Below are 20,990 nucleotides of genomic sequence, written 5' to 3'. Positions count from 1 at the left end.
TTGTTTTTACGACATTTCAAATCGCCAGATGCGCATTAGACATTACCGGAGGTACGCGTTTCGAGGCGGGCGGCCCATTTTTGAAGCACGACCACCAGGTCGTCCAGAATCACAGGTTTGCTGAGATAATCGTCCATTCCGGCTTCGAAACATTTGTCTTTGTCCTGCTGCAATGCATTGGCGGTCATGGCGATAATGAATGGGTGAGAGATATTTTTATGCGCCTTGATCCGCCTTGTGGCTTCCAGCCCGTCCATTTGGGGCATTTGCATGTCCATCAGGATGACGTCGTAATCGGCTTTCTGCACCCGATCGAGCACTTCCAGGCCGTTTTGCGCGAGGTTGGCGCGGTAGCCAAGCTTGTTCAGCGTGTTCATGATCACGATCTGGTTCACTTTGTTATCCTCAGCGACGAGTATGCTCATCGGGTAGCGGTCGGCGAAATCGACGTGGAGTTTTCTTTCCGAACTGTCTTTTCCCTGATCTGTTGCTTCCGGTTCCCGCACGTCCGGGGCGACTTTCGCGGTGATCCAGAACCGGAAGGTACTGCCCTGGTTCAACGCACTTTTGACCTCGATCCCTCCGCCCATAAGCGCGGTCAGCTTTTCGCAAATCACCAGCCCGAGACCCGAACCACCATATCGCCGCGTTGTGGACGAATCGACCTGCGAAAAAGGCTTGAATAACTTTTCCAGCTTATCCTCCGCAATACCAATGCCTGTATCACTCACCTCGAAGCCGAGCCTGACCTCCCTGCCCTCCTGTGCGATCACGTACACATGCACGCGTACCTCCCCGTGTGGCGTGAATTTTACCGCATTACCGACAAGGTTAGTCACAATCTGCCCGAGCCTCAGCCGGTCGCCTACAATGCGTGACGGTACATTATCATCGATTTTCAGCGCAAGTTTCAGCGGTTGGGTAGCGGTTTTTGCCCTGATCAGATCCATTACCTCACCGATGCAGGCCTTCAATGCAAATTCCTTCTCTTCGAGCTCCATATTCCCCGATTCGATTTTGGAAACATCGAGAATGTCGTTGATCACGTTCAGCAAATCCTTGCCGGAGGTCTGAATGGATTTGGTAAAATTCCGTTGCTCTTCGGTTAGGTCCGTTTCGGCCAGTAGCGACGCGAGGCCGATCACCCCGTTCATGGGCGTTCTGATCTCATGGCTCATCGTCGCCAGAAACGCGCTCTTAGCCCTGTTGGCCAGCTCGGCCTTTTCAACGGCCATTTGTTGCTCGCCGATCGCCCGTTCGAGCTGCCTGGTCCGCTCCTGTATTTGCTGTTCCAAAACCCGCTTCTGTTTGCGGATCGTGTACGTCCGGATCTGGTACACGGCCAAAATCAGCGCGACGATCAGTAAAACCGTCAACAAGCGAAACCACCAGGTCAGCCAGAAAGGCGGCGTGATGATCAGCTCTACGGCGACACCGGTTTCATTCCATAAACCATCATTATTGGAGCCTTTTACTCTAAATGTGTAAGTGCCGGGGTCGAGGTTTGTGTAGGTAGCGGTGCGTTTGTTGCCGGCGTAATTCCAGTTATTGTCGAAGCCTTCCAGCATATAGGCATACTGGTTTTTCTCGGGAACCGTGTAACTCAATGCCGCGAATTCGAAGGTTATCACCGACTGGTCGTGCGGGATGGTAATGGTTTTGACCTCGCTGATCTGCTGTTTGAGAATTTGGTCACTACCGCCCGTGACTACCTGCCGGTTAAATATTTGAAAATCCGTAATGTAAACAGGCGGGACAAAGTCGTTGTACCGGATGCTGTCGGGGTAAAAACTGATGAACCCGTTGATCCCTCCGAAATACATTTGCCCGTCGGCTGTCTGAAACCGTGAATTATCGCGAAACTCGTTGCCGGGAAGGCCGTCGGAAATACCGTAATTCCGGAAGCTTTTGGTCAGAGGGTTAAATTTGGAAATACCTTCGTTCGTGCTCAGCCAGAGATTGTTCTTTCTGTCTTTCTGGATACCGAAAACCACATTACTGGCGAGTCCGTCCTTTTCGCTGAACGACCTGAATGCCTGCTTTTTCTGATCGAAATAGCAAAGTCCTCCCCCAACCGTTCCGATCCACAGGTCACCGTTTTCAGCTTCCAGGATCGATTGTACTTTGTTATGGGAAATACTCGACGGGTCGTTCGCTTTGTTGCGGAAATGTTTGAAACCGCGGCGGTTGGGCAAAAGCAGATCAAGACCGTTGAATGTCCCTACCCAGATATTCCCTTTTTTGTCCTGAAAAATAGTGGTAACGATATCCCCGCTGATGCTCGCGGGATCGGCCGTATTGTGCCGGTAATGGATATACTCCTTCGTTTTGACATTGTAAAAATCAAGTCCGCCCTTCCAGGTACCGATCCATAGATTGCCGTCGCGGTCGCGTGTCATATTGTTGACATCCGAAATCGAAAGGCTGTTGGGGTTGCCTTCTTCCGAAAGATGATGCTCTACCAAGCCGGTTTTTACATGGAAGAAATCAAACCCGCCATTGTGAAAACCCAGACCGAGCACATCCCTGGCCACCCAGATCACCGAAAGCAGGTAATCATTGGAAATCGAGCGGGGATCGCCCTCGCGGTGCCGGTAAAAGGTGAAGTTTTTTGTTTTACGGTTAAATCGGTTGAGCCCGCCCCCATCGGTACCGATCCAGATATCGTCCCCGGTGCTGTCGCCGCAAATAGCCAGTACGGTATTGTTGCTCAGACTGTTCGGATTGCTGACTTGCTGTCGGTAGGAATCGAATTTCGGGCCGAACTTCGGTAAAAAAGACACCCCGCCGGCATAAGTACCGATCCACATATTCTCTGCATTGTCCTGGTAAATCGCGTAAATCGAATTATTGCTGAGCGAATAGCGGTTATCCGGATTGTTGCGTATGGAGGTAAACCGGTCGGTGAGCGGGTCGTGGATGCTAATGCCCCCGTTTTCGGTCCCTATCCAAAGCTTTCCCGTGCCATCCTCCGCCATCGAAAGAATGTCGTTGTGCGCCAGGCTCCACGGATCTTTCGGATTGTGTGTGAAGCGCCTGACGATATTTTCCGCCGGATCGAGCTTGTAAACACCCCCACCATGCGTGCCTACCCAAAGATTATCACTCCGGTCATAATACAACGCCTTGATCCAGCCCGATTTCAGGATGCGTGGCTCGTAAGCCGAAAGAATACCCGATTCCACATCCAGTTTAAACAGTCCTTTTTCCGTTCCAACCCAAAGCACATACCCTTTTCCTTCCGTAATACTCGTCACAAACCGGCTTCCCGTGCCCGCTTCCGTGCCCGCGTACCTGTAAAGCTGGTAAGTACCCCGGCTGCGATCGAACAGATAAAGCCCCTGATCGGTGCCGAGCCAGAGCCGGTTATGGCTGTCCCTGAAAATGGTATTAATCGCCAGGCTGCGGCGCGGATGCGGGTAATGCGTGAAACTATCCGTTTCCCGGTTGTACCGGTCCAGGCCGGTGGAGGTGCCTACCCATAACTTTCCGAGCTCGTCTTCCAGGAGCGACAACACGAAGCTGTCGTGAATGGAGGCCGGGTTGGCCGGATCGTGCTTGTAATGGGTGTATTTATAACCGTCGTAGCGGTTGAGACCGTCCTCCGTGGCGAACCACATAAAGCCCCGTCGACCTTTCAGGATCGCGCTCACATGGCTTTGCGACAGCCCGTGATCCGTGGTGAGCCGCCTGAACCTCGGCGCAAATTCCTGTGCGAGAACATATTGAAAGCATAGGATATAAAGCAGTACAACCCTTCGAAAGATGGCCTTCATGGCACTTCATCAGATCTGATAGAAACGTCAATTATCGGTTTAAATGTAGAAAAATTATGACCTAATGCAACATGCGGGCCAATTCTTACTCTTTGCGCTATACGAATATTAGCCATTTATGAAAAAAACACTACTCACCCTGCTAATTCATGCACTCTCTTTCGCCGGCTTCGCCCAGACTTTCACAGTAAGCGGCCTTGTCAAAAACCAACAAAACGAGACGGTCGGGTTCGCCGCGGTTTCCCTCAATCATTCCAAAGATTCCACCCTGGTAAAAGCCGACGTCGCCGACGAGCAGGGCACATTCAAACTCGCCGGTATTCCCGACGGGAAGTATTTTCTACGCATCTCCGCCGTAGGTCAGCAAATGTACCATTCGGCTGTGTTCGACGTGGCCGGCCAGGATGTGAAACTGCCTGCGATTTCAATGCAACCCGAAGCAAAACAGCTCAACGAGGTGAAGGTAACCGGCATCAAACCACTCATTGAGGTCAAGAACGACCGGATGGTATTTAACGTGGAAGCGAGCATCAATGCCACCGGCTCCAATGCCCTCGATCTGTTGCAACGCTCGCCGGGCGTGCAGGTCGACCGGGACGAGAACATCCTAGTGCGCGGCAAAACCGGTGTCCGCATTTATATTGACGGCCGCCCCTCGCCTCTGGCCGGAAAAGACCTTGCATCCACATTAAAAAGTATGAACTCGGCCGATATCGAGGCCATCGAGATCATCACCAACCCTTCCGCCAAGTTCGACGCGGCGGGCGATCTCGGCATCATCAATATCCGTTTGAAAAAAAATGCCAGGCTGGGTACCAACGGTAACATCAGCCTCGGCGGGATGTTTGGCATAACCCCGAAATACAACGCCTCGCTGAACCTGAACCACCGCGACAAGAAGCTCAATGTCTTTGGTAACTATGGTTTCAACCAGGGCGCATGGCATAATACAACTTACGACGACCAGATCCTCAACAATGTGGCCTACAACAAGGTATGGCACGGAATCTGGCGCGATACCACGCACAGTGCCAAAATCGGGGCGGATTATTTTATTAATGCCAAAAACACCCTCGGTTTCAGTGCCAATGGCCGTATCAGCAACCATAATGGCGGCGGAGAGAGCGAGACTTTCATCAGCAAACGCAACAATCTGACTGCCGACTCGCTCATCTTGTCGTCGCGGACCTCGAACCCGGAAAAAAACAAAAACCTGAACCTGAATGCCAACTACCGCTATGCCGACACCACCGGCCACGAACTGAATATCGACGCCGATTACGGCCGGTTCTCTTCGCGCGGGATCAGTTATCAACCCAACAAATACCATTTCCAGACGGGCAGCGACGAGCCCATCGAGCGGAATTACGTTTCCAAAACGCCGGTGGATATTACCATTAAATCGTTCAAGATCGACTATGAACAGCCTTTCAAAAAAGGCAAGCTCGGCTATGGCGTGAAGCTTTCGGACGTTAAATCAGATAATACATTCAATTTTTATAATGTATTACAAAACGTAGAGGTCATCGATACCAACCGCAGCAACCGCTTCAAATACCTCGAACGCGTGTATGCGGCGTACGTGAACTACAACATTTCGCTGGGTAAAAAATGGGACCTGCAAGCGGGGCTGCGTGCCGAGCGCACCAAATCACTGGGCGACCTGACGAGCTACAAGCATAATGATCTCAACAAAGTCGATACTACCTACCTGAACTTCTTCCCCAGCGGGGCCATTTCGTTCCGGGCTTCGAAAAACCACACCTGGAACCTGAATTACAGCCGCCGCATCAATCGCCCGAGCTATCAGAACCTCAACCCGTTCGAATACCGCGTCGATGAGCTGGTGTATTCCAAAGGAAACCCTTTCCTGAAACCCGAATATGCCAACAGTTTCAAACTCTCGCACGTGTACAAGGGCATACTTACGACCTCGCTCGGGTACCGGCGCACGAAATTCCCGGTTGTGGGCCTGCGCATTCCGTACGATAGCAGCCGCACGTATTTCATCACCGAAAACCTCGATTACTCGCAAGGTATCAGCCTCGATGTGAGCCTTACCACACCGATCACGAAATGGTGGGAGCTGAATTTCAATATCAGCGGATACCATAACCTCTGGAAAGCCGCGCTGGATAACGGCGTGGTCGTTAACAACCGGACGACGGCATTCAACCTGAACGGCCAGAATACCTTCAAGCTCAAAAACAGCTGGACGATCGAGCTCTCGGGCTGGTACAATTCACCCTACCGCCGCATCGACTACAACTGGCAAATGGGCATGGTTGACATTGGCGTCCAGAAGAAGTTCTGGAAAGATAATGCGAGTCTGAAAGCCACATTCAGCGATGTGTTCCATACCGCGCGAGGCGGTTACACTTCGGCCTATGCGGGCATTGAAACGCGTTTGCGGTTCCGTTTCGAGGGGCAGATGCTACGTGTTAATTTCAGCTACCGCTTTGGCAGTAAGGAGATCAAGGCGGCACGCAGCCGGAGAGCGGGATCGGAAGATGAGTTGAACCGCATCAAGGGCTAAATAAATCTCCACAGGTCAATTAATATTAATTCTACTTGTATTTAATGAAAATGCGTACGTTATATTTGCAGGAACGAAACCCTGCACATCTTGCCTTTCAAAGATTCAATCTATCGAAAATGGATCAATTTATCCGGTGACCCCTCAGTCTTCCCGCTGAATGCACGGATATTCCACTCGGTATGCCTGATATCGATCTTCGCACTGCTTTATAACGTGCCGTTCAATTACGCGATAGGACTGCCCAACATAGCATTGGCCAGTCTTATCGTGCTATTGATCACCGTGGGACTGTATTATATGTCCCGCTTTAAAAATATGGCCGGTACCAGTATTCTACTGGCCAATATCGTTGGGCTCACGCTGTTTATCGTCAACTATTTTCTGAACTCGGGCCTCCGCGGGCCTACCGACCTGTTTTTCCTGCTTTTCCTGCTGCTCAGCATTGCCATCAGCCCGGCGGAGCAGTACAAGCTTTGGATACCGATCAACGTCACGGTTCTGATCGTTCTCAACCTTGTTGAATTCTACTATCCCCACCTGGTACCGGATACGTATACTACACGATCGAACCGGTTTGTGGACCACATGTCGGCCTACACGGTGGTGGCGGCGATTACCTATTTCTGCATTCACTATATCAGAGGCAGTTATGAAAGCGAGAAGCTTTCCGCGCTCGAAAAATCTAAGGCCATCGAGCTGCAAAATTTTCAGATCGTCAAACAGAATGAAGAGCTCGAAAAGCTGAATGCGGAGAAAAACAAGCTGATGTCCATTGTCGCGCACGACCTACGCTCCCCACTGGCCAGCATCCAGAATTTTCTCGAACTGCTTACCCAGCACGAGCTCGACCAAGAGCAGAAGCTCGATATCGAAAACGATCTCCTAAATTCGACCAAAAACACGATGGCCATGCTCTCGAAGCTGCTGGACTGGTCGAAATCGCAGCTGCACGGCGTTTCGGCGAACAGGGAATACCTGAATGTGCAAACGCTTTTCGAGCCGACATTGAACCTGGAACGCAACACCGCCGCCCGCAAAAACATCAGCATAGACTATTATTTCGACCCGTCAGCCGGCATTTACGCCGACAGCGACATGATGCAGCTCATCCTGCGTAATATCGTGGGTAATGCAATCAAGTTCACCGGTATGGGCGGGCATATTATGGTAAAAGCCGAAGCGCAGGGCAACAATTGCCTGATTTCCGTGCAGGACGACGGCATTGGCATGTCCTGGGAGAAACAGCAATCGATTTTCTCGCTGAACGTAGAATCGACATTCGGTACCAATAACGAGAAGGGCGTTGGTCTGGGCCTGATGCTCTGCATGGAGTTCATCAAAGCCCAGAACGGCAAGATTTGGGTCGAAAGTACACCCGGAGCAGGTACCAGCTTCTACATTTCGGTGCCGATGTTCGATAAAGCCACGGTAAGGCAGCCCAATTTGCTCTGATTACGCACAACCGGGCACGTCGGCCAGGTTGAAGTAAATCTGCAACCCGCGCTCGCGTCCGATCCTTACGTCTTCGTCCGCCCCTTTCGATTCCCCTTCCAACCTGAGGATCGCGTCGCATTTCTGCAAAAGGCGTGCTGCTACCGGGTATAAAATCTCTTCATAAGGCGCATCGCCCGGTGCTTTGGAACCCGCCAGTTTGAGCAACGGCAGCGCCACCCACTCCCCGATCACGGGCAAATGCCCGGCACGAAAGAGCTGCAAGGTCACCGATTCGAGGTAATCGAGGTTTTTACGCATCAGAACAGGGTCGTCGTTCGTACCCGACCGGTAAGGACCGGCAACAAGGATCATTAATCCATTCATGGCTAATTGTGATTAAATTGAAATGATTTTAACTAAAAATGATCAGATATGCTACTTTTGGCGAGCATTCAGCCATTTCAAGGCTAATAAATTGACTAATTTTAATCAATATTGATTATTTTTGATCAAAAGTAATTAAATACCATGAACTTTCAAGAACGTAAGAAAAAAATTCTCACGGCGCTCGACGACGCCGAAAGTCTCACCGTGTTCGAACTGGCCGAAATACTGGAAGCCTCACCGGCGACGATCCGCCGCGACCTGGGCGATATTGCGGAAGAAGGATTGCTTGTGCGCACGCACGGGGGCGCCATGAAAATGGAAAACCCGGCGCTGACCGGGTTTTCGGAGAAATCGGGTGTGAATAGCCCCGTCAAAGAGCAGATTGCGGAAAAAGCGGCTTCATATGTGCAGGACGGCGACATTATCTTCCTCGATTGTGGAAGCACGGTATTTCAAATGTGCCGTTACCTGAAAAAGAAAAGCATCCGCGTCATTACCAATTCTTTGCCCATTTTAGCTGAACTCATAGACGTTCCTTCGATCCAGATCAACCTCATCGGCGGGGAGCTGAACAAGGCGCGGAAGGCCGTTCACGGCGACAAGGCGGTGCAGCATATCAATGGCTACCACGCGCACAAGGCATTCATCGGCGTGGATGGCTTGTCGGCAGAAAACGGCCTTACCGCGCACAGCGAGCACGAATCGAGCATTACTACGGCGTTTATCCGCAATGCCGGCCAGGTAATGTTGCTATGCGATGCTTCCAAAATCGGCCGGGACAGTTATGTAAAATTCGCGGAGCTTTCGGCCATTCACACCCTCATTACCGATGCCGATACCGCAAAAACCGCGGCATTGCAGCAAAGCGGGCTGAATGTGGAGATCGCAGGTTAATGCAAGATCGGGTTGCTTACACGAGTACCGCGCCGCCGTCCGTGACAAGGATTTGCCCGGTGGCGAAAGGTTGTTTCATGAGGTAAATGTAAGTCTGGGCAACTTGCGAGGCCTCTCCCACCTGCCCCACAGGCAATGCCCCCGCTACCTGATCATAGAATGCATCACGCTCCGCCTCCGCCATCGTAGACCACAAATTGGTACGGATGACGCCCGGCGACACGAGATTGACGCGCACCGACGCGAGTTCAACAGCCATAGCCCGTGTAAAACCATCCATCGCCGCGCAAATGCTCGCTCCTATGGACCAGCCCGCACTCGGCCGCGCACTCACGATCCCGCCCGTGAGCACGATAGAACCTCCCGCATTGATTCGCGGCGCCGCATATTTAACCGCCATGAATGCACCCCAATAACGGAGATTGAAAAACGCACGGGCCGTAGCGACTTCCGTATCGACAATTTTACTTAACAAAAGGCTTTCTCCGGCTGTGAAAACAAGATGATCGAGCGTGCCTATTTCCTCGAAAAGCCGCTTTATCGACGCCTCATCGGAAAGATCGGCCTGCATTCCGAAACCGTTACCGGGCAATTCCGCCACGGCATTTTGCAGCCGCGCCGCATTGCTCGATACGACGATTACGTTCGCGCCTTCCGCCGCTGCCGCCCTGGCCGTAGCGAGGCCCAGCCCCGAGCTACCACCCAGGATCACAACTTTTTTACCTTTTAGAGAGAAATCTGAATTTGAAGTTTCCATTTGTATTGAATGTTTTAACAATACAAATCTCCGCCACAAAGCTGCCAAAGCACTTAACAAATGGTAAAAACGGATTCAGCGCAGGTTTTTCCGGATGCGGCTGAGCGATTGCGGCGTAATGCCGAGGTAAGAGGCAACGTCGGAAAGCGGTACGCGCGTGGCGATGTCCGCCTGCCGCGACAGGAATTGCTGGTACCGCGTAGCCGAGTCCTGGCCGAGATAGGCGTTGCGGATCTGGATTTTTTCGAGCAATGTCTGGTTCGTAATCGTGTCGATCATCGCTTTCAGATAAGGCACGCGCGTGTAGAGCGCCCACAGGTCGGCTTTGGTAATACTTAAAACCTGCACATGGCAAGCCGCGCAAATGCTTTCATGCGCCGTCACATGGTTGTTGAAACTGTTCAGAATCGTGCAAAACTGGTTTTCCTTCAAAAAGTAATGCGTTACCTCGTTGCCCTTCTCATTCGTTACCATAATACGCAGCACGCCATTCAACACGAAAAACATTTCCTGACAAATCTTCCCGCCTTTGAACAGCACATCGCCTTCCCGGAACTGCCGCATGGTAAATGCATTCAGGATCATTTCCTGATCGGCGGGCGGAATCGCTTTGGTGAGTTGGAGGATCGAAATCAGTCGCTGCGGCATGAGGCTTTTTAGAATATCCATTCAAATATAATATCCTGCAAAACAAAAAACCCTGCGCTTTTGAAGGCGCAGGGCATTTGCAATAGTCCGGTCCAGGTGTTAGTAACCTTCGTTCTGGTACATCTTCTCCGGGTTCAGTTTGGTTTCGTCAAACGGAATCGGATAGTAACGGTCTTTCTTTCCAAAGTTGCTGAGCTTCGCGATACCGTAATTCTCCTGCTTTTTGGTTTTGAAATAGGCCACGAGCTCGTCGGTCGTGAAGAAACGCAGCAGGTCGAACCAGCGATGATTTTCGAATGCAAGCTCCACGCGGCGCTCGTGCAGGATGGCGAGTTTTAATGTCGGGTATTTGGTTGCATAATCTGCATTGGCCTTCGCAACGGCATATTTCGGCAGGCCCGCACGCTCGCGTACCTGGTCGAGGAATGTGATAGCAGCCGGTTCGTCGCCGAGTTGCATATTCACTTCGGCAAGCATCAGGAGCACGTCGGCGTAGCGGATCAGTATCCAGTCGTTACCGCCATAGCCGTTAGTCGTCGCTGCCGAGCTGGCATCGCGGTATTTGGTGATAAAATAATCCTTCACGATCGGATCGTTGGCGTATTTGATCGAGAATTCCTTTCTCGTATCACCTTCCTCATAATCCTGCACAAGGTCAGGCGTAACATTACCGCCCGAGCCCGACGATGCGAACAACGAGTTGATCGTCTCGCCTTTCGCCTGGTTGTTCCGGGCAATCGAAGACGAGAAGTTGATATCCCCCTGCTTGTTCACCACCTGGAAGATAATCTCCGCATTCGTCGACTTTTTAGCCACATCGAATACATCGGCATAAGGCACTTCCTTCAACTCGCCGAATGCGCGCAGGTTATACGAAGCCATCAGGTATTTCTTGGCCTCGTTCAGGTTTGCGGTGCGATTGGCGGCATCCAATGTGGTCGCCATAGTCAGGTACACCTGGCCCAGCAATGCATTGGCGGCAGCTTTGGTGACCTTACCTTTCGTATTGGCAGTCTGTTTGTCGGGCAGCGTTGAAGCTACCGCGTCTTTCAGGTCCTGCGCGATCTGGTTGTACACCACATCCTGTTTCTCGCGGAAAGTTGCCGCGGTTACCTCGTCGGTACTGAGTAATTCCCTGGTTACCAAAGGCACATCGCCCCATTTGCGCACGAGGTGGAAGTAGGTCAATGCGCGGATGAATTTCGCCTCTCCTTTGTACTGCTCTTTCAGGTTATTGTCTGTAAAAGTCACACGCTCGATACCCGCCAGCACTTGGTTGCACCGTGTTACCATCTGGAATAGTACCAGCCAGTGCGATTTCAGGTAGGTATTACTCGGCAGCAACGAAAAGTCGTTGAACTGGAACGGCTCGCCCGCATTCGACTGGTTATCGTTACGACCCGTATTGTCCGAACGCTCCTCGCTGAACAACCCGCTGTTCTCGCCGATGCCATTACCATCGCGGAGCGAGTTATAGATACCGTTCACAGCCAAAGCCACGTCCTCGGGCGTACGGTAAAAAGTAGGGGCCGAAACTGCATTCGGGTTATCCTGGTCGAGGAAGTCGTTGGAGCAACCCGCGAGCGCTACCAGTCCGAATGCGGAAAATAATGTATTGAAAATGTATTTACGCTTGATCATCTCTTCTGCTGCTTAAAATGTAATACGGGCACCGATGTTGTAGGCGCGCACGAGTGGATATTTACCATAGTCAACGCCCGGTGTCAGGTTAGCCCCGTTGTTGTAATCCACCTCCGGGTTGTAGCCCAGGTATTTGGTCAAAGTGAAAGCATTATCCACGCCCACGTACACACGCAATGCGCTGATGGCATTGTTGGTCAGGCTGCCGATGCTGTTCATGTTGTAGCCCAATGTCAGGTTGGTACATCTCAGGAATGAGCCGTCCTGCAAATAAAAGGTCGACAAACGCGTGCTGTTGCTCTGCGTTCCCCCGCGTGACGCGCGGTACACGTGCCCGTCGCCCGGCTGCGATTCCGAACGGTAGCGGTTAGCCACTTTGGCATATTGGTTACCCGATCCTTCCATATTATAGAGGTAGTAATCCTGGCCGTCGAGCACTTTGTTGCCATAAGTACCATTGAATGAGGAGCTGAAATCGAAGCTTTTGTAGCTGGCCGTAATCGCGAAACCATAAGTAAATTTCGCATGCGGCGATCCGATCACACGCTTATCGGCATCGTTCACGACACCATCATTGTTCACGTCTTCGAAATACAGGTCGCCCGGGCGAAGCGGATTGGTGGAAGCCGTCGAACGTGCAGGGCCTTTCAGCTCATAACCAGCCGGGAACGACTGCGTCGACGAGTTGAAAGCCGCATTATCAGCCGCGATATTCTCCATATCCTTTTCGCGCACCATTCCTTTCACTTTAAAACCATAGAACATACCGATCGGCTGGCCTTCCTGCGTAATGTGCGTCAGATACGAGCGCTCGGCACCGTTGGTAATGATCGTGCTCGCACCACCCATATCGAGTACTTTGTTGCGGTTCACGGAGATATTACCGGCCACATTCAGGTCAAAATCCTTGGTCGAAATCACGCGGGCATCCACTTGAAGGTCGATACCTTTGTTCTGCACTTTCGAGTTGCGAAGGTTCGTCAGGATCGTCGAAGCACCGGAAATAGCCGACAGCGGCTGGTTGAACAACAGGTTGAACGAGCGGCTGATGTAGTAGTTCGCCATGATCGACAAACGGTCGTCAAACAAACCCATGTCGGCCCCGAAGTTGTATTGTGAAGTCGATTCCCAGCCGAGGTTCAGGTCTTTAATGCCCGTTGCCCACAATGCCGTATTCACCGTTCCGTTTCCGAACACCGCGCCGCCGGGGGCAGCCATCGTTTGGAGGAAGTTGTAATTACCGATATTGTTATTACCACTCAACCCCCAGCTCGCGCGCAGTTTAAGTGTAGAAGTGTTGCCTAATGAATTTTTGTAGAACTCTTCGTTCGAAATATTCCAGCCGGCAGACACCGACGGGAAGTTACCCCAGCGGTTGTTCGGGCCGAAGCGCGACGAACCGTCGGTACGGAAAGTAGCCGTGAGGTAGTACTTGCCGTCATAGTTGTAAGCGGCGCGCGCCAGGTAGGAAAGCAGCGTCCAGTTCACTTTGCCTGTCTGGTCGGCTCCGGTATTCAACCCAAAAAAGGTTGCATCCGCGCCTTTACCGGTAATTTCCTCGATACGGTCGTTAGAAAACCCGCGAGCCGTTACCGAAACGATGTCACGGTTGTTTTCCTGCGCCGTATAACCTACCAGACCATCAATGCTATGCTTGCCAAGTTGTTTTTTGTAGTTCAATGTAAACTCGGCCAGCTTGTCCATTTGTGTCGTCATCTGCGACAGCGCGTTCGCCGCAGCAATGGCTTGCGGTGATCCCGGAGGGTTCGCTCCGCTACTCAGGCTGGTTGGAGAATAGAATTCGTATTTCTCGTTATAGGTCTGCAAACCGATGTTAACCTTGAAATTAAGGTCAGGAAGGATTTCATAGGTTGCGAAACCATTGTAAGTACCGCGTTGGCCCCTGCGGTTGATATGCGTTTCGGTCGCCAATGCCACCGGGTTTTCGATAGACTGGTAACCGTAAGCCGAGCTCAATGCCGCCGCCTCGTTTTTCGCTAGACTGCCGTCTTCATTATAAGCCTTGAAAATCGGCATGTAGATCAATGCACCGAGGATTGGGCCTTTGTCGAAACGACCTTCCTGCACCTCGCGATTGGTATTGTAAGTAAATGAGAGGTTCGCGCCTACTTTGAGTTTTTTATTGATTTCCGCATCCAGGTTCGTCCGGAAATTGGTCCGGTTCTGTCCGGTACCGAGCATAATGCCTTGCTGATTGAGCTGCCCGCCGCTGATCGCGTAGCGCAGGCCGTTCTTTCCACCTGAAAACGAGATGTTATGACGGTGCACCGGCGCATTGCGGTAAAGTTCGTTCTGCCAGTCGGTATTGTATTTGGGGGTGATCAATTTCTGGTTCGCGAAGTCGTACAAGTCGGTCGGAATGCTCACCGAACCTGCATTACCCACGTTTTTGATACGGGTTGCATTGTCGTCGGAATACATGCCGTCGCTCCATGTCTTGCCCGCATTCACCATCAGGTCGCGGTAGCTCGCATTGCGGCCATCGATCACCAGCTGCCCGAATTCCGAAGAGTTCAGAAGATCGACCTTTTTGCTCAACTGGTTTATACCAAACTGGTAATCATATTCCAGTCGGCCCTTGCCTTCCTTACCTCTTTTGGTCGTGATCAGCACCACCCCGCCGGCCGCACGCGAACCGTAAATGGCCGCAGAAGCCGCATCTTTCAGGATGTCGATCGATTCGATATCATTCGGGTTAATGAAGATGTCATTACCAGCCGGGTAACCGTCGATCACGTACAATGGGTCGGAGCTCGCATTCACCGAGCCTACACCACGCACGCGGATCTTCGTACCCACGTAAGGCGCGCCGCTCACCTGCGAGATCTGCACACCGGCCACTTTACCTACCAGCGCCTGTCCGACAGTCGGGGTGCTGAGGTTCAGTTCTTTTGCTTTTACACTGGAAATCGCACCGGTAAGGTCGCTTTTGCGCATCGTTGAATACCCTACCGCAACAAATTCATTCAGCATCATCGCATTCTCTTTCAAAGTAACGGCCAGCGGCGCATTACCCGAAACCACCACCTCCTGCGCGATGAAACCTACGAACGAAAACACCAGCGTAGCGCCGGAGCCCGCTTCGAGCGAGAAAGTACCAGCGGCATCGGTTACCGTGCCTTTGTTGGTACCTTTTTCCAAAACCGTCACACCCAGCAACGGCTGACCGGTCTCATCCACCACTTTACCCGTCACGGTCTGTGCGCGGGTCGGCCTCTCCAACATCATCCGGCCTTTACCGGAAGCCACTGCATGCCTGCCCGGACTGAAAACCAGGATACCTGTCATAACCAACGGAACAATTGGCAGTATCAGTTTCTTCATAATAGTTTTAAAAAATTTAACAAAAACAAGAAAACACGTTTCGATTCGCTCTAATGCCCGTCTATCTCGCGCTTAAAAATCGAGCGCAAAAGTATTTTTCGACTATTACTTGAATCGAACGTATCTATTATGAAAATGTAAAATTTTCAAGAAACCGAAGAAACCGCTTAGCAGCTTACGCGCACCTGATGCACGTTACTTTTCCGTGAAGACGTCACCGCAATCGCATCCGAAGAAGTGCCTGTGAATGTAAAACCTTCCAGCTCGTCGGCTTTATCGATATCCACCGCGTTCAGTACGACCTGCTCCCCTTTTTCAAGTGATTTTTTTAAATCGACAAACGTGAACCGCCAGCGACGACCCTCTATCTGATTTTGAATTAATACCAAAACCCCTTTCTCCGGCACCCAATGTAAGTTCTGCACCCACGGCCCGCAGGTAAACTTTTTCACCAGCACACCCGGCGCACTTGTTTTATCCGCTTTTTGCAAAACAGCCGGGTCGTAGAGACGTACTTCGTTCCGCTTGTCGCCATAGTCGGCCGTCGCGACAAGCCATTTGCCGTTGTATTCCACATACTCCGGCCGCGTTCCCTGAATGCACGCGTCGTCCTCGATCGTACGGATCAGGTTACCATTCAGACTGCCGGTTTTCAGCATGCCCTTCCAGTCGACCTGGTAAATCACGGCACGCCACAACGTACCTTCCGTATTGAGCCGGATGCTATTACCGATGAACACGGGCAGTTTACCATGCCGCGCAATGCCCGTCGGGTGGTTGATCACATCCTTGCCATCCACCGTCAGCCGGATTTCCTTGCCGGTGTAATGCAAAGAATCGCCCTTCTGGCGGAACTCGCGCACCATTCCCACCTCGCGATCGCCGTACAAATAGACTTTACCGTCGAGAAAAGACGCGCCCTGGCACGCGCCGAGCGAATCGATCGTGTGGGAAGAAACAAGGGATAAATCGGGTTTGCCGGGTACAACAAACGCAACGGTGGCCGCCACAGCGATGGTCGCGATGGCAATGGCTGCGAGGCCTTTCAATAGTTTCATTTTTGATATGGGTAATAAAAAAGATTGCGGGTGCGGAGCAAAACCCCGCACCCGCTTGAAAAATCGGGACATTTACCAAAGTGGCTGTTTCAACTTGACGAAATAGATCGTATTGCGATCCACAGCGCCGGTAGCGGGCAGAAGTTTCTGCGCATACACGCCGCCCACGCCCACGACACCGAAATCGTCATCGTTTGAAATAGCAATGGTTGTCGGGTTGATGATCGCGATGCCTTCGGCCTTGTCGTGCGGATAGATGGCAGGAATGTCGGTCATCAGGTCCGCAACGAGCGTCTTGGTCACAGGTTTGATCCCATTGGCCGCCAGGTTTGCCGCCGTTTTAAGCTGCTCCACGGTAAGTCCGCCGTACAACTTGCCGTTCACGCCATTAGCCGGATCGGAAATGTCGGTGGCATTACCGAGATCGATTTTGTACACTTTTTTGATCACCGTCGCGCGGTTGGCGGTGGTTGCGTATTCACCATCGCGTTCGAGCACGAGGAAAGTTGTATTGTCAATGGCTACGATCTCGCTGTTGGCCTGCAAATTGGCGCGGTCGATAAGGTATACATATTCCTTGCTGACGCCAGTGGTAATGTCAAAACTAAGGATACGCGTCACCAGCGAGCCGGAAACATCGGAAGCCGAAGGGTTGTAAAGCGGGAATTGCATAATGCCGACGAGCGTTTTGCCGTCAGGCGTGATCGTAAGCCCTTCCATGCCGCGGTTCGGACGTCTTTTGGCAAAAACCAACGGTATTTTACGACCGCCGACGCCATTACCGAATGGATTGATCCGTTCGATTGTCTTCCCGTTCGCATCGAAATGGACGATATGCGGGCCATACTCATCGCTTACCCAGAATGTACCGTCTTTCGCAAGCGCGAGGCCTTCCGAATCCAGACCGTCGATGCTGTTGGGCAGCGTATTGTTGTTCACATCCAGCGCCAGCTCGCCGCTGTAACCAAATCCGGGAGGGTTAGGGAGGCCGTTCAGTTTAGCCCCGGACTCGTTTTTAAGCTCGATAGTCTTTTCCAAAACCAGTTGATCACCTATCAACCGGAACTTGCCGATTTGAGGTGCAAAGCCGGGATCCGCGAATACTTTGGAGTCGGTCACGGTGCCGTCGATATTGGAGCCGCGGTCGGTGAGCAGGTAAAAGGCCATAGGGTCATTTGGGTCCTGCACCACAGCCGATCCGAAACCGCCATTGTATACTTTCACATTTCCGACTTGCGTGATAATCGTCGGGTTCTGTGCTTCGGCCCTTTCGGGGTAATTGTCGGTAGGAAGGCCATGGTCGGTACAGCCGTTCAATACTGCCACGGCAGCGGCCGACGAAATGAGAGAAAGGAAAAAGGGCTTCATTCGTGTCCAGGTTAGTTTGCGTAAAACTACACCGGCCGATTTTACCTGAAAGTTAATTCAGGACCCATCAAATCAACATATTGTTAAGCCCTATTTCCGGCCTTTTCCCCTGAAACTCGGCGGCTGAATATAGAACTCGACCGTCGCCGCAAGCCCGGAAGCGCGGACCGGCACGGCATCGTGTACCATTTTGTTGGAGATATTCTTGCGGTAACCGCCAAAGACCTCCACCCCGCCGAAATTCCCGAACCTGCGGTTGTAGGAAATACCCATATCCACATCTATCCGGCGGCACACATCAGGTGTTCCCTCGGCCACACGGTTGAGATAATACGTCCGCGTAACCGCCTCTGCTTTGAAATACAGCCGATCGTTGGGCGAAAGGTTATGCCGCCAGGCCATTTTCTTGGGCAACATAATTTCGATGCCTTCTCTTTCTGAAAGATTGTAGTTGAAGAGAAAAACAGGCAGGAAAGTCAGTTTGTAGCTTTTGTTAAAAATGATTCCCGCACCAATTTCCTTATTGGGAGATGCTCTTTTCAAATAGGAAGCGGAAACGGTGTAGTTCAGCGGGATGTCCTTTGCGGAAAGCATGGCAAAATTGCCCGTTTTATTAATGTGCGAGGTCAGCACAAGCCAGGAAGTGCTGTCGAGTCGTACAAATGAGTTGAGGTCCAATGCAAATGTTCGGAGGCTCCAACCCTCAAACTTCTTGGCTGGATTTTCACCACTGCTCTTGAATTCAAGCTGCTCCGCACGGTAGTTAGGTCCCAGAACCAAAGCAAAATTCTTTTTGTGGACCACCGGCAACCATGCACGGACGTACATTTCCTCGTTGGTAAAAGTCTTGTTACCGCTGTTGGCGAACCGGTAAACTTTCCCGGGCGCATGCGTCGTGCGGAAAGTAATCCATTTGGATGGAGCCATGCCGGGCAAACCGGGCTTCTGGGCACAACAAACCATGCTTATGCCCAACAAGGATAAGAAAAACGCAAATGCCTCCGGCTTCCGAAACTGCATACTTCGCCTGTATATGGTTGTAATAGTCCTAAGTCGTACTAAAATATTCGCTATGAGCCGGTAACGCAGCAATGCATTCATTAAGTTCCGAAAGAAAATCCGTCAGGGAACGCATTACTTATATACGTCGGCCAGCATGAATTAATAAACGATCTGAATACTACTTTCGGATGCAAGGGTCGTATTTTTTTATTTGGACCAGACCCGGCCCGCCTACTCACGAAAAAGAAAGGGCGCCAAAACAGGCCCCACAGGGTATTGTTTGAAATCTATAAGCATTGATTTGAAAGTCTTAACCCGGATAGCAAACAGGTTGCTAATTTTGTGTTTGCATTAAACCCCTTTTTCTGACATGATACAAGCAAAAGCATACGCAGCCCAGACACCTCAAACCGACCTGGCACCCTGGGATTTTGAAAGAAGAGAAGTCGGCCCGCACGACGTTCAAATCGAAATCCACTTTTGCGGTGTCTGCCACTCCGACCTTCACCAGATCAAAGACGAATGGTTTCCCGGCGTATTCCCGATGGTACCCGGCCACGAAATCGTTGGGAAAGTCACGCAGGTGGGCGCGCACGTGAAGAAATTCAAAGAAGGCGACCTCGCCGGTGTTGGCTGTATGGTCGATTCCTGCCAGGTTTGCGAAAACTGCAAGGACGGATTGGAACAGTACTGCCTGGACGGTAACACGCAAACCTACAACAACCTCGATCGCAGTGGCGTACCTACCTACGGTGGTTATTCCAATACCATCGTCGTACGCGAGGAGTTTGTTCTTTCGGTTTCCGATAAACTGAATTTAGCAGCTACTGCGCCCCTTTTGTGCGCGGGGATCACCACCTATTCCCCGCTTCGCCACTGGAAAGTAGGCAAAGGCCACAAGCTTGCGGTGCTAGGGCTTGGCGGATTGGGCCATATGGGTGTCAAATTCGGCGTCGCATTCGGTGCGGAAGTGACCGTGCTCAGCACCTCGGCCTCGAAAGAACAGGCGGCGAAAGATCTTGGCGCGCACCATTTCGTGGTTACTTCCGACCCTGAACAGGTTAATGCCGTAAAAGGCACCTTCGATTTCATCCTCGACACGGTATCTGCCGTACACGATATGGATTTGTACCTGTCGTTGCTTCGCACGAACGGAACGCTCATCAATGTAGGTGTGCCTACGGAACCGTATTCAGTCCGACCATTTTCCTTGTTAACAGGCCGTCGCAGTATGGCAGGCTCCGGCATCGGAGGTATTGCTGAAACTCAGGAAATGCTGGATTTCTGCGCGGAACACAACATCGTCTCCGACATCGAGCTGATCGACATCAAAGACATTACTGCTTCCTACGAGCGCATGCTCAAAGGCGACGTGCGGTATCGGTTTGTGATTGATATGGCAACGCTTTGATTTTCTTAACCCCGGCACGGAGACGGTGCCGGGGTTATTCACCATATTCCTTCCAAAACATCCATTCTCCGCTCATACATCGCATTCCTCAAAGTCTTGATTCTCTTTTCCATTTCCTGTACATCTTCGCAACAAACTCCTGGCTTAGTTTTTGCAACTTCCAACTCGGCTATGCATTTTTTATTTCCATAGGCATAGTAAGCCAATCGCAATTGAGCATGCAAAACCTTCCAAACGATAAATGTAATGTACCCAAAAACAGGGGCACACACCGAGACAATTCCTTTGAATCCCGACTCCGGAAGTTGAAGAAAAAGTGTAGAATAGAACGAAGCAACCGCGGTAACAGTGCTATTAGCCTTGTTAACCGGAACCCTTTTTCTGGTCTTCTGTAAATGCATTTACTTCCAAAAATCTATCAATTCTTTGTCAAAATCTTTCGGCGGATGTTTTCTGAATGTAATCGTCTTGCCATTTTCAGGATTGTAGAATGTAACTTCATCCTTAAAAAAAATGGAGAAAGCATCGATGACTGAATACAATCCCCAACTACCCAAGCCGATCAAAACAGCCCAGGAAAAATAATTGGTCAATTCTTCATAGTTTATCGGTCCCATATGCGTGTAGTTTGGATGATTAATTGCCTTCGTTTCAAGCAAATGTATAGTATGCATCGTGTCGTTCAAAGCAAATAAAACACCGTTTATCCTGCGGGGAGCTAATCAATTGT

Annotated in this window: 14 protein-coding genes; 4 read left to right on the top strand and 10 right to left on the bottom strand. The window is 51.2% G+C overall.

Going from position 1 to position 20,990, the window contains the following annotated elements; genetic code table 11:
- Positions 1–35: 35 nt before the first annotated feature.
- Complete coding sequence (locus BMW93_RS17995; RefSeq protein ID WP_090379261.1) at positions 36–3,776, bottom strand: hybrid sensor histidine kinase/response regulator; 3,741 nt, start codon at positions 3,774–3,776, stop codon at positions 36–38.
- A 118-nt stretch (positions 3,777–3,894) separates the two neighbouring features.
- On the opposite strand from BMW93_RS17995, the gene BMW93_RS17990 reads away from it, so the two are divergent.
- Both BMW93_RS17990 and BMW93_RS17985 read left to right on the top strand, forming a co-directional pair.
- Entirely contained in the window at positions 3,895–6,312 is a 2,418-nt protein-coding gene (locus BMW93_RS17990) for an outer membrane beta-barrel family protein (protein WP_090379258.1), read from the top strand.
- A gap of 90 nt (positions 6,313–6,402) precedes the next feature.
- The gene (locus tag BMW93_RS17985; protein ID WP_090379255.1) at positions 6,403–7,767 is read left to right on the top strand and encodes a sensor histidine kinase KdpD; all 1,365 of its coding nucleotides are present in this window, start codon (positions 6,403–6,405) and stop codon (positions 7,765–7,767) included.
- Here the strand turns inward: BMW93_RS17985 and BMW93_RS17980 are convergent, their stop codons facing one another.
- Positions 7,768–8,133, bottom strand: a complete 366-nt coding sequence (locus BMW93_RS17980; RefSeq protein ID WP_090379253.1) for a DUF4406 domain-containing protein — start codon at positions 8,131–8,133, stop codon at positions 7,768–7,770.
- 144 nt (positions 8,134–8,277) lie between these two features.
- Here BMW93_RS17980 and BMW93_RS17975 point away from each other — a divergent pair, with 144 nt between their 5' ends.
- Positions 8,278–9,030 (top strand): DeoR/GlpR family DNA-binding transcription regulator, encoded by a 753-nt coding sequence (locus BMW93_RS17975; RefSeq protein WP_090379250.1) that lies wholly within the window; start codon positions 8,278–8,280, stop codon positions 9,028–9,030.
- Positions 9,031–9,046: 16 nt separating this feature from the next.
- Here BMW93_RS17975 and BMW93_RS17970 read toward each other — a convergent pair whose 3' ends face one another.
- From BMW93_RS17970 to BMW93_RS17940, 7 genes are all read right to left on the bottom strand, one after another.
- Entirely contained in the window at positions 9,047–9,787 is a 741-nt protein-coding gene (locus tag BMW93_RS17970) for an SDR family oxidoreductase (RefSeq protein ID WP_090379247.1), read from the bottom strand.
- Positions 9,788–9,862: 75 nt separating this feature from the next.
- Positions 9,863–10,456: a Crp/Fnr family transcriptional regulator gene (locus BMW93_RS17965; protein ID WP_218147707.1), complete on the bottom strand. Its 594-nt coding sequence runs from the start codon at positions 10,454–10,456 to the stop codon at positions 9,863–9,865.
- 78 nt (positions 10,457–10,534) lie between these two features.
- Positions 10,535–12,076 carry a RagB/SusD family nutrient uptake outer membrane protein gene (locus tag BMW93_RS17960; RefSeq protein WP_090379241.1) on the bottom strand — a complete coding sequence of 514 codons (1,542 nt, stop codon included), beginning with the start codon at positions 12,074–12,076 and terminating at the stop codon, positions 10,535–10,537.
- A 12-nt stretch (positions 12,077–12,088) separates the two neighbouring features.
- On the bottom strand, positions 12,089–15,421 hold the full coding sequence (locus tag BMW93_RS17955; RefSeq protein WP_090379237.1) for a TonB-dependent receptor: 3,333 nt from the start codon (positions 15,419–15,421) through the stop codon (positions 12,089–12,091).
- 167 nt (positions 15,422–15,588) lie between these two features.
- Positions 15,589–16,479, bottom strand: coding sequence for a hypothetical protein (locus BMW93_RS17950; RefSeq protein WP_229240559.1), 891 nt, complete (start codon positions 16,477–16,479; stop codon positions 15,589–15,591).
- Positions 16,480–16,551: 72 nt separating this feature from the next.
- A complete protein-coding gene (locus BMW93_RS17945) occupies positions 16,552–17,847 on the bottom strand; it encodes an esterase-like activity of phytase family protein (protein ID WP_090379234.1) in 1,296 nt (431 codons plus the stop codon).
- A 90-nt stretch (positions 17,848–17,937) separates the two neighbouring features.
- On the bottom strand, positions 17,938–18,774 hold the full coding sequence (locus BMW93_RS17940) for a DUF6268 family outer membrane beta-barrel protein (RefSeq protein ID WP_229240557.1): 837 nt from the start codon (positions 18,772–18,774) through the stop codon (positions 17,938–17,940).
- Between the two features lie 445 nt (positions 18,775–19,219).
- Between BMW93_RS17940 and BMW93_RS17935 the strand changes: the two genes are divergently transcribed.
- Entirely contained in the window at positions 19,220–20,260 is a 1,041-nt protein-coding gene (locus tag BMW93_RS17935; protein WP_090379231.1) for an NAD(P)-dependent alcohol dehydrogenase, read from the top strand.
- Positions 20,261–20,661: 401 nt separating this feature from the next.
- Here the strand turns inward: BMW93_RS17935 and BMW93_RS17925 are convergent, their stop codons facing one another.
- Positions 20,662–20,877 (bottom strand): hypothetical protein, encoded by a 216-nt coding sequence (locus BMW93_RS17925; protein ID WP_090379225.1) that lies wholly within the window; start codon positions 20,875–20,877, stop codon positions 20,662–20,664.
- Between the last annotated feature and the right edge of the window lie 113 nt (positions 20,878–20,990).

Origin of the sequence: Dyadobacter sp. SG02 (assembly GCF_900109045.1) — a bacterium.
Lineage (GTDB): Bacteria > Bacteroidota > Bacteroidia > Cytophagales > Spirosomataceae > Dyadobacter.
Note: the sequence above shows the minus strand (reverse complement) of the source record. Positions and strands in the feature narration are given on the sequence as shown.

Coding starts and splice junctions, on each gene's coding strand:
- BMW93_RS17965 (WP_218147707.1), bottom strand. CDS start 10,456: ATGGATATTCTAAAAAGCCTCATGCCGCAGCGACTGATTTCGATCCTC.
- BMW93_RS17940 (WP_229240557.1), bottom strand. CDS start 18,774: ATGGCTCCATCCAAATGGATTACTTTCCGCACGACGCATGCGCCCGGG.
- BMW93_RS17935 (WP_090379231.1), top strand. CDS start 19,220: ATGATACAAGCAAAAGCATACGCAGCCCAGACACCTCAAACCGACCTG.
- BMW93_RS17995 (WP_090379261.1), bottom strand. CDS start 3,776: ATGAAGGCCATCTTTCGAAGGGTTGTACTGCTTTATATCCTATGCTTT.
- BMW93_RS17970 (WP_090379247.1), bottom strand. CDS start 9,787: ATGGAAACTTCAAATTCAGATTTCTCTCTAAAAGGTAAAAAAGTTGTG.
- BMW93_RS17990 (WP_090379258.1), top strand. CDS start 3,895: ATGAAAAAAACACTACTCACCCTGCTAATTCATGCACTCTCTTTCGCC.
- BMW93_RS17955 (WP_090379237.1), bottom strand. CDS start 15,421: ATGAAGAAACTGATACTGCCAATTGTTCCGTTGGTTATGACAGGTATC.
- BMW93_RS17950 (WP_229240559.1), bottom strand. CDS start 16,479: ATGAAACTATTGAAAGGCCTCGCAGCCATTGCCATCGCGACCATCGCT.
- BMW93_RS17925 (WP_090379225.1), bottom strand. CDS start 20,877: ATGGGACCGATAAACTATGAAGAATTGACCAATTATTTTTCCTGGGCT.
- BMW93_RS17945 (WP_090379234.1), bottom strand. CDS start 17,847: ATGAAGCCCTTTTTCCTTTCTCTCATTTCGTCGGCCGCTGCCGTGGCA.
- BMW93_RS17975 (WP_090379250.1), top strand. CDS start 8,278: ATGAACTTTCAAGAACGTAAGAAAAAAATTCTCACGGCGCTCGACGAC.
- BMW93_RS17980 (WP_090379253.1), bottom strand. CDS start 8,133: ATGAATGGATTAATGATCCTTGTTGCCGGTCCTTACCGGTCGGGTACG.
- BMW93_RS17960 (WP_090379241.1), bottom strand. CDS start 12,076: ATGATCAAGCGTAAATACATTTTCAATACATTATTTTCCGCATTCGGA.